The sequence below is a fragment of the Vallitalea okinawensis genome (assembly GCF_002964605.1).
GTDB classification, from domain to species: Bacteria; Bacillota; Clostridia; order Lachnospirales; family PQDH01; genus Vallitalea_A; species Vallitalea_A okinawensis.
The window spans coordinates 148,831-164,277 of the sequence record NZ_PQDH01000010.1 but is presented as its reverse complement, the minus strand read 5'-3'; the positions used below and the strand labels follow the sequence as shown (position 1 = coordinate 164,277).

Genomic DNA, 15,447 nt, shown 5'->3' with positions numbered 1-15,447 from the left:
TTATAAATATGGAAGAAAAATCCAACTAACTATACATAGCCAGATTGGATTTTTACACAATTAATGTTACACTCCCGCCACTTCTCTTCTTAGGAAAATATTAATCTTTATTGAAGTATACCTTTACCTCCACGATTACCTTTCATTCCACCTTGTGATCCCTGCATACCACCTCTTGGACCAAACTCAATATCCATTTCTTCCATCTTATCAGCCATAGCAGTTCTAAATTCATCTACTAAATCATTTTCTACTACTAAGTCTCTGAAATCTTTAAAATCTTCAACTAATGTTTTGGCTTCATCTACAGATATACCTGCTACCTCTGCATAAGCTTCAGCGTGAGCTTCATAAAGTTCTGCCTCTTGCTCTTCTGTTAATGCTACTCCACCTCGTGGTCCCTGCATGCCACCCTTAAAACCATATTCAATTCCTGCTTCTTCTAAATATTCAACCATAGCAGTTCTAAACTCATCTACTAAATCATTTTCTTCTATTAGGTCTCTAAAATCTCTAAAATCTTCGACTAATGCTTGCGCTTCATCTACAGATACACCTGTTACTTCTGCATAAGCTTTCGCATGAATCTCTAATAACTCTGCTTCTTGATCTTCTGTTAATGCTACTCCACCTCGTGATCCTTGCATACCACCCTTAAATCCGAAATCAATTCCTGCTTCTTCTAAATATGTTGCTATTGCAGTTCCAAATTCTTCTCTTAAATCGTCTTCTGCCACTAATTCTCTAAAACCTCTAAAATCTTCAACCAATGCTTTTGCTTCATCTACTGTTACACCAGCTGCTTCTGCATAAGCTTTAGCGTGGATTTCAAGAAGCTCTGCCTCTTGCTCTTCTGTCAATGTAACGCCACCTTGTTGACCTTTAAAGCTGCCATTCTGCATTCCTTTACCCATGCCACCTCTAACTCCAGCTTGGTTGCCACCTTTGAAGCCTCTTTCCATCATTGGTACTGTTGTTGTATCGCTTTCAACTTCATTAGCTGATACGCTAAAACTTGCAGCTGTTACTGTCGTACATAATAATCCTAATGCAACTAATTTCTTCATCTTCATACTCATCATCACTCCAATAAATTTTTTCATTAAGGTAGTGAGCTACTGTATCTTCCCCGATTAGTCATCTTATCTTTCGCTCATCCTTAACTTTGACTTTATTATATCCATGAAATATGGAGAAGTTATGAAAATCCAATGAAGATTTCATGATTAACAGATTATTCATATTTCTGACTCTTGTCTGAAACATAAATGAAAGTTTTCAATTAACAAGGAACTGACTGTTCTAAAAAATTAGAAAATCCAAGAGCTAAATGCCCTTGGATCCTTTTATTCACATATTTCACCATGCAATTTATAGCCTTCCTTCAACATTGGATAAAGCTTTTTATAAAACTCATAAATTGTATCGTATTTATCCACATGATCCACAAGTGTTTCGGTGATATCTTTTTCTCTTATCATTTCTCCACAAGCTTCTTCTATAGAATCATAAAGCCCTACACCAACTCCAGCTAAGATAGCTACACCAAATGCAGGACCTTCAGATGAATTGATGGTTCGTACACTATTATTGAAAATATCAGCTTGCATTTGTCGCCATAGAGGACTCTTGTTTCCACCACCAGATACGCGAATGTTCTCAATAGGAATACCTAAGTCTTTAATCAATTCAAGGCAGTCTCTTAAACTGTAGGTTACCCCTTCCATAATCGCTCTAATCATCTCATTTTTACGATGGGAAGGTGTTAGTCCAAAGAAAACACCTTTAGCATGAGGATCAAGATGAGGTGTTCTTTCTCCCATAAGGTAAGGTAAGTATACTAATCCTTTCGATCCAACTGGTGATTTTTCTGCTTCACCACCCATTAGCTCATAGGGGTCAATGCCCATCTTATCAGCTATACTCATTTCTTCGTCGCAGAAATTATCTCTGAACCATTTTAATGACAGACCTGCTCCTTGTGTAACACCCATCACATGCCATGTACCAGGTACAGCATGACAGAATGTTTGTATACGACCTTCTATGTCTTTCACGACTCTATCTGTATGAGCAAAGACAACCCCCGAAGAACCGATGGTAGAGGAGATAATGCCTTCTTTAATGATACCATTACCGATAGCACCAGCTGCTTGGTCTCCAGCACCACCTACGACTGCTGTACCTACCGCTAATCCCGTTAACTGGCTAACAAACTCAGTCACATGTCCAGTCACTTCATAGGATTCATATACTTTTGCTAAAAGTGATTGATCAATATTTAGAAGCCTTAGTAACTCATGGCTCCAATTTCTTTTTTCTATATCAATCAACTGCATACCACTAGCATCGGATACTTCTGTTGCAAATTCCCCTGTTAATTTAAATCGGATATAATCCTTAGGTAATAGAATGTGCTTAGTCTTCTTGTAATTTTCAGGTTCATTTTGCATAACCCATAATATCTTTGATGCAGTAAATCCTGTAATGGCTGGGTTACCTGTTATATCGATGAGTTTTTCGCGCCCAACTATTTCTGTCATATAGTCACATTGCTTTTCCGTTCTCTGATCACACCAGATAATCGAAGGACGAATAACATCATTGTTTTCATCCAACATGACAAGTCCATGCATTTGTCCTGATAAACCAATACCCTTGATATCTTCAGGGTCAATATTTGCTTTCTTTATAACTTGACTGATTGTACGATGAACAGCGTTCCACCAATCCTCTGGTTCTTGTTCAGCCCAACCAAGATAAGGTTGAGAGAGAGGATATTCTTCTAAAGCGCTGGCTATTGTATGCCCTTCTTTATCAAATAAAACAGTCTTCGTACCTGACGTTCCAATATCTATTCCTAAAAGATATGCGGTCATTTCTTCCCTCCTAGATGACTTTCTCAGTTCCATATAATAATTGTAAGAGAGGTAATAATGATGCTCCTAAGACAGCTGCTTTCCCATCAAGATTTGAGATAATAATTTTATTATCTCTTTGGCTATAAAATATATTGCCTGAATAGATTTTATTGATAAGCTCATGGTAATAATCATCACCATACTTGCTCATTTCTCCTCCGATAACGATGTAATGGGGATCGAGAGCAAATAAGATATTACGTAAGCCTAGAGCCAAATAATCCGTATATTGATTTAGGACCTGAATCGCATCATGGTCACCTTCTCTAAATCGCTTTACTATGTCTTCGATTTTTAATTCTTGATTAGCTTTTTCTTTGTATAATCGTTGTAAGCCTAATGTTGATACAAAGGTTTCCCAACATCCTATACTTCCACAATTGCAAGAAGGTCCTTCTGGATTGACTACCATATGACCAAATTCACCAGCTCGATCATTTTTCCCTTTATAAAGATAGCCTTTTATAACAATACCTGTACCTACCCCTTCATTGATCGAGATATAGATAAGATTACGCATCTGTTTTGCCACCCCTAAAAGGCTCTCGCTAATAGCAGAAGCATTGGCTTCATTCTCAATATAAACACTTGTACCAAATAGATCCTCATATTTATGAAAATCAATATTCTTATAAGATGCATTGGGTGCCATTTCAAAGATTAGTTTATTTTCATTAACGGTACCATGAAGAGAAAATCCAACACCTAATAGATTACTTCGCTTTATATCATGCTTTTCCAGCATTTCCTTTAATGCCCCATCGATAGTAGTCATAACCTCATCTGTATCATCTTGTAGAAGTTGTAACTCTTTTTGGCTTATAATATGGGACTTAAGATTAGTTATGATGATTGATATACCATGAGGACGTATATCCACGCCTACACTGTACTTAGCATCAGGCAAAAATTCCATAACAATGGGCTTTCTTCCTCCTGTAGAGACAGCCATTCCTGCTTCTCTCACAAAACCTTCTTCAATGAGCGTATTCACATTATGTGTCACAGTAGGAATACTGATTCCTAAGGTTTTTGCTATATCTTGTTTTGTCAACTGACCTTCTTTATAAAGCAACTGTAATATTTTCTTACTATTAGACATTTTGATTGCTTCACGATCGATATCCTTTAATAAAAACATAGTTTCACTCTTTCTATATATACATTAAGCTAAGCACTTATTACTCCATTCATTACTCTAGTATTTTTTCTATTATACCACAAATAATAATGGAACACTTACATACACTATTATCTTCATAAAGCGCGATGATCATGAGTCGCTTTCATTGCTCACTTCATTAGAGCTCATCATACAGAAAGCCTGTAAGGAGTTCTAGCCACGGATGGGGAGCCCAGCTGTCTAGGACATGGTCGCCTTTCCAACTGGCGAAATAGATCTCCTTACAGGTTTGACTCTAGAGATAGCATTACTTGTATTTAAACAGATAAAGAATGAACTAATCTATCATATAATCATTTAAAATGCCTTCTAGCATTTCTTGACGTCCGGATTCATTACGAATACCATCTAAGCTTAATGCATATTGTGATAATGACTCGAAATCTACTTCTCCATCAATGATTTTCTTACCAATCCCACTATTAAAGCTACTATAACGTTGTGCTGTAAAGTTTTCAAATACCTTATCTTCTAATAAGCGATGTGCAACTTTTAATCCTTTTGCAAATGCATCCATACCAGCAATATGAGCATAGAATAAATCCTCAGGCTCAAATGATCCACGGCGTACTTTAGCATCAAAGTTAAGACCACCTTTGTGTAATCCACCATTTTTAAGAATTTCGTACATAGCCATAGTTGTTGTATAAAGATCTGTGGGGAACTGATCTGTATCCCAGCCTAGTAGCATATCCCCTTGATTGGCATCTACACTACCTAATAAACCATTAATCCTTGCTAAATGAAGTTCATGTTGTAGTGTATGACCCGCTAACGTAGCATGATTCGTTTCGATATTCATTTTGAAGTACTTATCAAGATCATATGTCTTTAAGAAGCCAATAACAGTCGCTGTATCAAAGTCATACTGGTGTTTAGTAGGTTCTTTTGGTTTTGGTTCGATTAAGAATTGACCTTCAAAGCCAATCTTTTTCGCATAATCTACAGCCATATGCATGAAGCCAGCTAAGTTATCTAGTTCTAATTTCATATCTGTGTTCAATAATGTCTCATAACCTTCTCTCCCGCCCCAGAACACATAGTTTTCTCCGCCAAGCTCTTTGGTGATATCCATTGCTTTCTTTACTTGCGCTGCTGCTATAGCATATACATCTGCATTACAAGTTGTGGCTGCTCCATGTACATATCTTGGGTTTGAGAAATTATTTGCTGTACCCCAAAGTAGTTTTTTGCCAGTATCTTTCATATAGTCTTTCATTATAGCAGTGATGGTATCTAGATTTTTTTGAAATTCCCTCAAACTACTTCCTTGTGGTGCGATATCTGCATCATGGAAACAGAAGAAAGGAATATTCAATTTCACCATTAATTCAAATGCTGCCTCGACACGAGCTTTAGCTATATCCATTGGATCAGTGTAGCTATCCCATGATCTTTGCATCGTTCCTGCGCCAAATGGATCTGACCCTTCACCTGTAAGTGTATGCCAGTAAGCCATTGAAAAACGTAAATGTTCTTCCATTGTTTTATTTCCAACTACCTCAGATGGATTATAGTGCTTGAATGCTAATGGGTTTCTAGAACCCTTACCTTCGAATTTAATTTGATCGACTTTAAACATGGTAAGAATACCTCCTCAAAGATTAATATATGTTGATAATAACATAGACTCATAACTTTTTCAATACACTTTAAAAAGTTATTTTAAAAAGTTAAAAAAATTAAAAAGGAGTCCTTTGAACTCCTTCTCACCTCAATTGAAATATATAGCCCTTTGAAAGCGTTTATTATGTATATTAAAACATCAAACTTCCATAAATTACATTATCAAACTTAAGGAATTTGAATTATGGTACCTGAAACTAGGTTATTAACATCTGCTATGTTATTGATCTTCATGATTTCTTCTTCCTTTGAATTGGTACCAAAGAACTTCATACTAATACTGAACACTGTATCACCGGACTGTACTTTATATTCAATAGAACCATCTGCTGCTGGTAATAGAAGCTTTTGACCAACAAAGATATTCCCTGGATCTTCAAGATTATTGATATATGCAATCTTTTGAACCGCTGCCGGATCATCAAAGAGAGTCATGGCTATTTGATAGAGATTATCCCCTGATTGCACTTCATAATGTGTGGGTATACTGCTATCTTCAACTACTTCTGTACTCTCACCTGACTCCTCCACTGTTTCTTCTTCCAGAGGTGTCGCTGTTACTTGCTCTCCCTCCTCAGCAGGCTTCTCTTCTTCAACTGGCGGTGCCACATCTTCTAATAGATTATCTTCTCTTTGTTCTTCAACAACTGGTGGTGTTGCTACAGGTTCAGCTTCTTTAGTTCCTAGTAAGCTGTTAACACCAGATATAATTAAGAAAAGAACTAGTAGACACGCTACACCAATACCGCCATAAAGTGCATATTTTTTCTTATCTTCTGTATCTAAATTGACTTTAGGTAAAGAGATCTGAGAAGTAAGGTTGGAAGATTCCTTATCTCTAATAATGCTCCCCTTTACAACTTCATCAATATTCAACATGATCAATGTTCTATCTGTATCGCGCTGCTTGACACGATTAATTATTTCTTTACCAAGTAGAACTTCATCTTTATTGTTCTTCTCAATAATATTCTTTATATCATCATTACTCATTCCATCGGTTACACCGTCTGTTGTTAAGAATATAATATCTCCTGGATACACATTAAACACTTCTGAAAAACTAGCTGATAAACGATATTCTTCATCATCAAAACCAAAGTATTTCGTCACCTTACTTCTTATTTTATGTACTTCAGCTTGTTCTTCATTGATAATACCTAGCTTGACTAAGCTGTTGCATTCCAAATGATCTTGAGTAATTTGTAATAAGCGATCGTTTTTAAATAAGTAGACACGACTATCACCTACATGTACTGTGAAGGCTTTATTTCCAAAAAGGAAAACAGCAGCAAAAGTAGTTCCTACGTTTTGATCCTCCACTTGGTCTTTGTATAAGCATATTTTATTATTGGTGTCCACCACAAAATCACGTATCATCTTCCTTGCAGTTTGGATACTCAGATTCTCATCTTCAATTAGTCTTTTTTGAAGTACTTTAAGTATCTGCATAACAGCAGTAGAAGGAACTGATCCCTTTTCTCCATAACCTAAACCATCACTGACAGCGTATATTTGTATAGGTTCACGATAGCTACAACTGTAACTAAAATCATCACTTTTCTGCTCGTTGATGATATACTTACCGTTCATATATAAATTGTCTTGATTGTAATTATAACTCTCATTGGGTAATGAAACAGCATAACATTTTATTAATTGTTCCCCCATAAAAATTCATCCTCTACGCAAATATGTGTTAAAATTCTAATAATTATTATAATTATATCATAATCCCAAATTATTCACAATAATTCATTAATGTTATGCGCAGCTTTTGAAGCTCTAATCATAGAGATATGACTTTGGACACGTTTCAATTATATGCAAAATAGCAAAGGATATATAAAAACACATGAACTTCAATAAGATAGCTCATGTGTTATAGGATTAAACAACCTGTCCCGCATTTAATGTAATGACTTTATCAGCTAGAGCTTTTGCATCTTCTATATCATGAGTAACCAAAATAGATGTGATACCGACACTCTTTATTATACTCAATAGATCCATTCTTATCTTTTCCTTTAATTCTGTATCCAGATTGCTAAAGGGTTCATCCAGTAATAATAGATTTGGCTCAGGAGCTAATGCTCTTGCGATGGCAACTCTTTGTTGTTGTCCCCCACTTAATTCATAAGGATATCGTCTTTCATAGCCTTCTAGGTGCACTAAACTTAATACCTCTTTTAATCGTCTTTGCCGATCTTTTCTACCACCGCCATCTAATCCAAATACAATATTTTGACCAACAGTCATGTGAGGAAATAGAGCATAATCTTGAAAAACCATACCAACATTTCTTTTTTCAGGTGGTATATAAGTCCTCTCATCAACTACTGTTTCGTTATTGATTACTATGCTACCGCGTTTAGGCTCTTCAAGACCTGATATTAGGCGTAATAAAGTACTCTTTCCACATCCGCTTGGACCTAATAAAGAAGCAATTTTACCTTTCTCCAAATCAAAGCTTACCCCTTTTACGGTATCTTCATCAGCATTAGCATATTTAAAAGTAAGATTATTAACTTGAACAAACATGTTTATGCTCCCTTCCTTTGACTAATTTTATTATACATGTAAATAGCGATAAAACTTATTAGAACAATTAACAATGACGGTACCGCTGCTTCGTGAATCATCTCATCATTAGCATATTCATAAGACTTAGTAGCTAAAGTATTAAAGTTAAAAGGTCGTAATAGTAGGGTTAGAGGCAACTCTTTTAATGTTTCAATAAACACGAGCAAAAATCCTCCTAATACTGCTGGAGAAATCATTTTTAAGTCCACTTTGAAAAATGTTTCTATGGAATTTTTACCTAAGGTCCTTGCTGCTTCATGGAAAGTAATACCTATCTTCTCAAAACCAGAGTCCACAGCATTATATCCAATTCCCAAAAAGCGAACTACATAGGCAAAAATAAGCATAACTACGGAGGTACTTAACACAAGTTTTCCGCTATTAGAGTCTACTAGTTGGTAGAGCCAATATAAACGGTGATCAATATTTATAAAGAATACCATAACACCAATAGCTATGACCGCCCCAGGAATAGAATACCCTAATGTCGTTATGCGACCATATATTTTTGATAATAGATTATGACTAAGGCGATTATTATTAGCTACTATTAACGCTATAACCACCATGATAAATGAAGCAATTAATGCAACTAAAACGGAATTTAAGGCTAAAGAAAAAAACTCTGAATCAAGAACTTTTCTATAACTTAATAATGCCCAATCCATTAACTGTATGACAGGAATAATGAAACTAATCATTAATATCAGTCCCGCATACAAAAAGGCTAACCATGCTTTCATTCCTTTTAATTCATAGGGTCTTATTGGTCGAACCTTGGTAGTTGTGTAGTTATATTTTTTACGTCCTCTTAACATCTTCTCTGAGAACAAAATAATAAAGACTATAATCATTAATATTGCTGCTAATCGTATAGCTGAATCAATATCCCCCATACCAAACCAAGAAGTAAATATAGCAGTACTAAATGTTTGGATACCATAATAATTAACAACTCCATAATCGTTTAGAACTTCTAATACAACTAAGCTAACACCACCAATAATGGCCACTCGTGATAAAGGTAATACAATTCTAAAAAATATTGATGTAGGACTTTTGCCTAATAATCTAGCATTCTCTATTAAATCAGCAGACTGCTTCGACATGAACCCTCTTGTTATCGTATAAACATAAGGAAATAAGAACATGGTAAAAATGAATATAGTACCTTGCATTGACATGATATCGAAATACTTTTGATTGACGTATATATCAAAGTTATTTCTCAAAAAACTTTGTATAGCACCAGTATAACTCAGTAAACCATTATATGTGTAGGCTGCAATATAAGGTGGTATCGCTAAAGGTAATATTAATGTCCATTTAAAAAAGTTTCTTAATGGGAAATCATAAACAGAAACAAGCCATGCCAAACTAGTACCAATAATCGTTGCAAATAATCCTGTGAAGATAACTAAAGTCAATGAGTTAATTGTATAGTCTTTTAATAAATAAGTTTTTATATGATCCCATGTATCATTGGGTTCGTTAAAGATATTAACGAATATATTTAAATTAGGTACAAGAATCAATAAGATGATAATTAAGCTTAAAATGGACCATATGTTGATATGCCTTTTAGATCTGCCAAGTCCCATTCCCATGTCCCTTCCTCCTTACCAAGTCGTATAAATGGGTAAAAGCACATGATAAACCATGTTTATCATGTGCTTGTTATTTCTTATTTCCAGCCTACTTCATTCATGATCTCAACTGCTTTAGCATTATATTCACCTAATAATGAAAGGTTGATATCTTGAGTTTTGAATTCTCCCCATGACTGTAAAAGCTCTGAAGGTTCTACATTAGGATTAACTGGATACTCGTAATTCGCTTGAGCATATTGCTCTTGAGCAGTTTCACTTGATAAGAATTCCATTAATTTAATTGCATTCTCTTGGTTCTTAGCATGTTTTGTTAAGCCAACACCACTAACATTGATGTGTGTACCATTTGTATCTTGATCTGGGAAAAAGATCTTGACACTTTCAGCTACTTTTACTTCTTCTGGCTCAGAAGAGTTTATCATTTTACCAATGTAATAAGAGTTCATGATGGCAATATCACCCTCACCAGCAACTACTGCTGTTGCTTGAGCACGGTCATTACCTTCTGGTTCTCTTGCCATATTTTCAACGACACCTGCAGCCCATTCTTTTGTAGCTTCTTCACCTTGAATAGCAATTAATGATGCTACTAAAGATTGGTTATAGATATTTGTTGAAGAACGAACAAGAATTTTATCATTCCATTTTGGATCAGCTAGATCTGCATATGTTGTCAATTCTTCTACGTTAACACGGTCTGGAGCATAAGCAAGTATCCTTGCACGCATTGTTATACCAAACCACTGATGATCTTGATCAACTAAGTTCTCAGGAATGTTTGTTGTCAATACTTCACTCTCAACTGGTTGAAGAAGATCGCTTGTTTTTGCCCTATGTAATCTTCCTGCATCAGCTGTAATTAATAAATCAGCTTCAGTATCTTCACCTTCACGAACAAGTCTTTCAATTAATTCGTCGCCTTTACCCTTTACAACATTTACTTCAATGCCTGTTTCTTCAGTAAACAGTTTATACAGTTCTTCATCTGTATCATAATGTCTATCTGTATATAAATTAACCACTTGCTTCTCTACTTCTTTTTCTTCTTTCTCTGTATCTTGATCAGTAGTTTCTGTTTTTTCTTCCACTACTACTTCTTCTTTAGTTTCAGGTTCTTCTGTCACTACATCAGATGAACATCCAACGAATACACCTAATACAGTAATCATTAATACACTTAGTAACATCCATACTTTTTTCTTCATAATATCCTCCTATGAAAGTAACTTAATGATATTTTATATCACTTGTAATTGAAAATTACTTTCATTATTATAATCAATTCCTGTTCAAAAGTCAATGGTTATTATATAAATTTTAACAAAGTACAACAAATTTCTTCTTTTATCTACGCATACCTAAAAAAATAGCCTCGTATTTTCTTCATTAATTGAATAAAATACGAGGCTGTGCTAAGTCCTCAAGAAGGGAATTTGTCTGATGAAAACATGTATGGTTTAAAATAAAATCAAAAAAAGCCCCTAAGCTCTCTCTTTAATCTCGGTAACTAAAAAGAGCTGGAAAACCAGCTCTTTTGAATATTCTTATTCATAAAGACGTGCTTGAATTTCTTCTGTATCGATGTTGGATTGGTCAAACCAGAAGAAACCAGTATCGATATCTTTCTCAACACTTTCGCCATTAACTGCTTTTACTGCAGCTTCTACAGCTTTGTATCCAATACCAATTGGATCCTGTGTAACAGCACCTAACATCGTACCATTACGTATAGCATCTTGCTGAAGTTTACCTGAATCATAACCAATTACAACAACTTCGCCTTCTTTACCTAACTCTTTTACAGCATTTAATACACCAATAGCTGAACCTTCATTAGCTCCAAAAATACCTTTAATATCTGGGTTCGCTTGTATGATTGATTTAGCGATATCAGTAGATTTTAATTGATCACCTTCACCATATTGAATATCTACGATTTCAATATTTGGATAAGCTTCTTCTATGCGTTTAACGAAACCATCTCTACGATCTACGCCAGTTTTACTGGTTTGGTCATGTACAACTAAAGCTACTTTTCCTTCATTTCCAATAGCCTCAGCCATTTTATCTGCTGCTACTGCTGCTGCAGCTAAGTTATCAGTTGCTGCAGTAGCAACTGGTATATCACTATCTACACCAGAGTCAAAACCGATAATTGGAATGCCTGCTGCATCTGCTTGATTTAACAATGGAATAACTGCTTGACTATCAAGAGCTGCTAAACATAAAGCATCTGGTTGCTTACTCATGGCTGCTTCTATCATTTCGATTTGTTTGTCTACCATTGCTTCAGTTTCTGGTCCTTCAAATGTTATTTCTACACCGTAGTCCTTTGCCGCTTGCTCAGCACCAGATTTAACTGCTTGCCAGAATTGATGCTGAAATCCTTTTGATATAACTGGAATATAAAGTGTGTCTTTTTCCTCTGTTGATGCTTTTTCTTCTGCTTTCTCTTCTGTTTTAGCTTTTTCCTCTGTCTTTGTACCTGTACTGCTATCTTTTGAATCTGCAGGTTGCTCAGAAGTACATCCTATAATTGATGCAACCATCAATAAACTAAGTAATAATGCAACTAATTTTTTCATGTAAACCCTCCTTTTTATTTTGCAAAATAATTTCAAAAGCCATCATTAAGATTCTTTGCACCCAATATATTATCTTAAGTCCATTGTCGTTTAACATAAGTAATGAAGACGCCTTTACTTCATTCATTTCAATTAGAGAGTTTTCCTAGAGATGAACATATTAAGCTTAAGAATCAACAGATTACAATTTTGAAATTACTTGACCTGATCATCCCATAGAGTATCAAGTCAACAGCACACATGGTGCCCTATATTAACTGCCTGAGGCAGTCAAAATCTTTATTATTAATTCTTCTGCTTACGTGCTACATCTGCAATGACAGCACCAATAACGATAATACCAGTTACAACAGTCTGCCATTCTTGAGGAACTGATAGTATTCTTAATCCATTAATCAATGTACTCATGATAAATGCACCAATGATGGTTCCTAAGATAGTTCCTTTTCCACCACTTAATGATGTTCCACCGATAACAACCGCTGCAATTGCATCCAGTTCATAACCCTGCCCAAGTGCTGGTTGTGCAGAATTTAATCTTGCAGCCATCAGAATACCTGCAATACCACAGAAAGCGCCCGTTAAAGTATGAATAGCTATTAACCATTTTTGTGTACTAACTCCTGAAAGACGTGTCGCTTCTAAATTGCTACCTATAGCAAATGTATAACGTCCTAGTAATGTTTTTCCTAATACAACACCTGCTATAATTGCAGCTGTAAAGAATATATACACTGCATTAGGTATACCAAATGTCATTCCTGTAGATATCTTTGAAAAAACGGGTGTATCAGTGAAATAAATTGGTTTTGCACCTGATATAACTAAGGATAAACCTTTTGTAATCATCATCATACCTAAAGTAGCGATAAATGCTGGGATCTTAAATTTAGCAACATTGAATCCATTAATAAATCCACACAATGCGCCTGCTCCTATTGCCCCTAATACACCTATCCAAATTGGCATTCCCCACATGGTAATAAATACACCTGCTATAACAGAAGCAAATGTCATCACTGTTCCAATTGATAAATCAATACCACCAGTTATGATAACGAATGTGACCCCCACTGCCAATACACCGTTAACGGCTGTTGCTAATAAAATGCTGATAATATTTGATTTTGTAAGAAAATTAGGCGATAATACCGAAAATACTACCACTAAAAGAATTAAACTACCGAAAGCTAATACTTTTTGCATGGCAGATGAATTTACTAAAGAAGATTTCTTTATCATAACTCTACTTTCCATGTTTGTTCCCTCCATTTATAAGTATTACAACTTTTGCACCTTGAATAAGATTCTAATGAATTATAATATTCTCCTATGTGAGCACAAAGCGGCTAATACCGCTTTGTACTAGGGAAAGGAATGAAAATGTAAGTGCAAATAGTTGGGTTAGTGTCTTATCTAGCTGTTGCATAATGCATTATTTTTTCTTGTGTAGCCTCATTTCTATCTAATTCACCTGTAATGCGACCTTCACACATAACGATGATTCGATGGCTCATTCGAAGAATCTCAGGAAGCTCGGAAGATATCATAATAATTGATTTACCCTGAGCAACGAGTTCATTTAAAAGCTTGTAGATTTCACCTTTGGCACCTACATCAATACCTCGTGTAGGCTCATCAAAAATCAATACATCACAATCCTTTGTTAGCCATTTCCCAATAACAACTTTCTGTTGATTGCCACCAGAAAGATTTTTAACTTTTTGGTTGATCCCTGGTGTTTTAATTCTTATATTTTCTACTTGCTTCATAGCAGCTTCTTTTGTTTTATTAGTCTTAACAAATCCAATACTATTAATAAAATCTTTAAAATTAGCCATTACTGTATTGGTTTCAATATCTAACCCCAAAACTAATCCATATCTCTTACGGTCTTCTGATAAGTAGCCGATATGATGTTTGACAGCATCCTTAGGCGATTGAATAGATACTTTCTTACCATTTACGTAGACATCACCTGAATCCATTTTATCTGCACCAAATATTGCTCTAGCTACTTCTGTTCGTCCTGCACCCATAAGCCCTGCGAAACCAAGAATTTCACCTTTTCTTAGTTGGAAATTAACATCAATAATTTTATGACCATGGTTAAGATTCTTAACTTCAAGAATAACTTCATCACTCGTATAGAATGTCTCATTTGATGCTGAGTCAAAAATTTCTCGACCTACCATCATATTTATGATTTCATCTATGGTTACTTCGTCCATGTGCTTTGTATCAACATAGCAACCGTCACGCATGACTGTAACACGATCACAGATCCTTTTAAGTTCTTCCATTCGATGAGATATGTAAACAATGCCAACACCCTGCTTCTTCAATTTTGTTATGATTCTAAAGAGCTCGTCAATTTCACTCTCTGTTAATGCAGCAGTTGGTTCATCCATGATCAAAACCTCAGATTCATAGGAAAGTGCTTTCGCTATCTCCACCATTTGTTGTTGAGCTACAGTTAGATCCTCAACTCTTGTATCACTAGGAATATCGATATGCATCTCTCTTAATAAAGCAGATGTTTTTTCATTTAAAGTTCTATCATCCAGAAAGATCTTAATGCTTTTCTTAGGCTCCCGTCCGATAAATATATTTTCAGCCACAGTTAAGTCAGGCATCAAATTCAATTCCTGATGAATAATACTTATTCCCATATCTTGAGCCATTTTAGGTGCCTGTATATCTATGATTTCACCTTTATATGTAATAGTTCCTGTATCTTTCTTATGAACACCTGTCAATATTTTCATAAGGGTAGATTTACCCGCACCATTTTCACCCACTAGAGCATGTACCTCTCCCTTTTGTAGTTCAAAATGACATTGATCCAAAGCCTTTACCCCAGGAAAACTCTTGTCAATCCCCTCCATTTTGACTAAACACCGCGTCATTCATTACACCTCCAAGCCTACTTTTTCAGT

Annotated in this window: 11 protein-coding genes; all 11 read right to left on the bottom strand. The window is 35.4% G+C overall.

Annotated features, from left to right (window positions below; all coding sequences use genetic code 11):
* Nucleotides 1–107 precede the first annotated feature (107 nt).
* The 11 genes from C1Y58_RS21910 to C1Y58_RS21860 all read right to left on the bottom strand — a co-directional run bounded on the left by C1Y58_RS21910 (nucleotide 108) and on the right by C1Y58_RS21860 (nucleotide 15,417).
* Complete coding sequence (locus C1Y58_RS21910; protein WP_170311664.1) at nucleotides 108–1,067, bottom strand: hypothetical protein; 960 nt, start codon at nucleotides 1,065–1,067, stop codon at nucleotides 108–110.
* 279 nt (nucleotides 1,068–1,346) lie between these two features.
* Nucleotides 1,347–2,879 (bottom strand): xylulokinase, encoded by a 1,533-nt coding sequence (gene xylB / locus C1Y58_RS21905; RefSeq protein WP_105618849.1) that lies wholly within the window; start codon nucleotides 2,877–2,879, stop codon nucleotides 1,347–1,349.
* 10 nt (nucleotides 2,880–2,889) lie between these two features.
* Nucleotides 2,890–4,062 (bottom strand): ROK family transcriptional regulator, encoded by a 1,173-nt coding sequence (locus tag C1Y58_RS21900; protein ID WP_105618847.1) that lies wholly within the window; start codon nucleotides 4,060–4,062, stop codon nucleotides 2,890–2,892.
* Nucleotides 4,063–4,381: 319 nt separating this feature from the next.
* Nucleotides 4,382–5,686 (bottom strand): xylose isomerase, encoded by a 1,305-nt coding sequence (gene xylA / locus C1Y58_RS21895; protein ID WP_105618845.1) that lies wholly within the window; start codon nucleotides 5,684–5,686, stop codon nucleotides 4,382–4,384.
* Nucleotides 5,687–5,898: 212 nt separating this feature from the next.
* Entirely contained in the window at nucleotides 5,899–7,401 is a 1,503-nt protein-coding gene (locus C1Y58_RS21890; RefSeq protein WP_105618843.1) for a LysM peptidoglycan-binding domain-containing protein, read from the bottom strand.
* 219 nt (nucleotides 7,402–7,620) lie between these two features.
* Complete coding sequence (locus tag C1Y58_RS21885; RefSeq protein ID WP_105618841.1) at nucleotides 7,621–8,271, bottom strand: ABC transporter ATP-binding protein; 651 nt, start codon at nucleotides 8,269–8,271, stop codon at nucleotides 7,621–7,623.
* A gap of 2 nt (nucleotides 8,272–8,273) precedes the next feature.
* Nucleotides 8,274–9,920 carry an ABC transporter permease gene (locus C1Y58_RS21880; RefSeq protein ID WP_105618839.1) on the bottom strand — a complete coding sequence of 549 codons (1,647 nt, stop codon included), beginning with the start codon at nucleotides 9,918–9,920 and terminating at the stop codon, nucleotides 8,274–8,276.
* A gap of 77 nt (nucleotides 9,921–9,997) precedes the next feature.
* Nucleotides 9,998–11,128, bottom strand: a complete 1,131-nt coding sequence (locus tag C1Y58_RS21875; RefSeq protein ID WP_105618837.1) for a Fe(3+) ABC transporter substrate-binding protein — start codon at nucleotides 11,126–11,128, stop codon at nucleotides 9,998–10,000.
* A 339-nt stretch (nucleotides 11,129–11,467) separates the two neighbouring features.
* Complete coding sequence (locus tag C1Y58_RS21870) at nucleotides 11,468–12,508, bottom strand: ABC transporter substrate-binding protein (protein ID WP_105618835.1); 1,041 nt, start codon at nucleotides 12,506–12,508, stop codon at nucleotides 11,468–11,470.
* A gap of 285 nt (nucleotides 12,509–12,793) precedes the next feature.
* Nucleotides 12,794–13,765 carry an ABC transporter permease gene (locus C1Y58_RS21865; protein ID WP_105618833.1) on the bottom strand — a complete coding sequence of 324 codons (972 nt, stop codon included), beginning with the start codon at nucleotides 13,763–13,765 and terminating at the stop codon, nucleotides 12,794–12,796.
* A gap of 155 nt (nucleotides 13,766–13,920) precedes the next feature.
* A complete protein-coding gene (locus C1Y58_RS21860) occupies nucleotides 13,921–15,417 on the bottom strand; it encodes a sugar ABC transporter ATP-binding protein (protein ID WP_105618832.1) in 1,497 nt (498 codons plus the stop codon).
* Nucleotides 15,418–15,447: the final 30 nt, after the last annotated feature.

Excerpts from the sequence above, each read along its gene's own strand:
- C1Y58_RS21910 (WP_170311664.1), bottom strand. The coding sequence starts at position 1,067 with ATGAAGAAATTAGTTGCATTAGGATTATTATGTACGACAGTAACAGCT.
- xylB (WP_105618849.1), bottom strand. The coding sequence starts at position 2,879 with ATGACCGCATATCTTTTAGGAATAGATATTGGAACGTCAGGTACGAAG.
- C1Y58_RS21900 (WP_105618847.1), bottom strand. The coding sequence starts at position 4,062 with ATGTTTTTATTAAAGGATATCGATCGTGAAGCAATCAAAATGTCTAAT.
- xylA (WP_105618845.1), bottom strand. The coding sequence starts at position 5,686 with ATGTTTAAAGTCGATCAAATTAAATTCGAAGGTAAGGGTTCTAGAAAC.
- C1Y58_RS21890 (WP_105618843.1), bottom strand. The coding sequence starts at position 7,401 with ATGGGGGAACAATTAATAAAATGTTATGCTGTTTCATTACCCAATGAG.
- C1Y58_RS21885 (WP_105618841.1), bottom strand. The coding sequence starts at position 8,271 with ATGTTTGTTCAAGTTAATAATCTTACTTTTAAATATGCTAATGCTGAT.
- C1Y58_RS21880 (WP_105618839.1), bottom strand. The coding sequence starts at position 9,920 with ATGGGAATGGGACTTGGCAGATCTAAAAGGCATATCAACATATGGTCC.
- C1Y58_RS21875 (WP_105618837.1), bottom strand. The coding sequence starts at position 11,128 with ATGAAGAAAAAAGTATGGATGTTACTAAGTGTATTAATGATTACTGTA.
- C1Y58_RS21870 (WP_105618835.1), bottom strand. The coding sequence starts at position 12,508 with ATGAAAAAATTAGTTGCATTATTACTTAGTTTATTGATGGTTGCATCA.
- C1Y58_RS21865 (WP_105618833.1), bottom strand. The coding sequence starts at position 13,765 with ATGGAAAGTAGAGTTATGATAAAGAAATCTTCTTTAGTAAATTCATCT.
- C1Y58_RS21860 (WP_105618832.1), bottom strand. The coding sequence starts at position 15,417 with ATGACGCGGTGTTTAGTCAAAATGGAGGGGATTGACAAGAGTTTTCCT.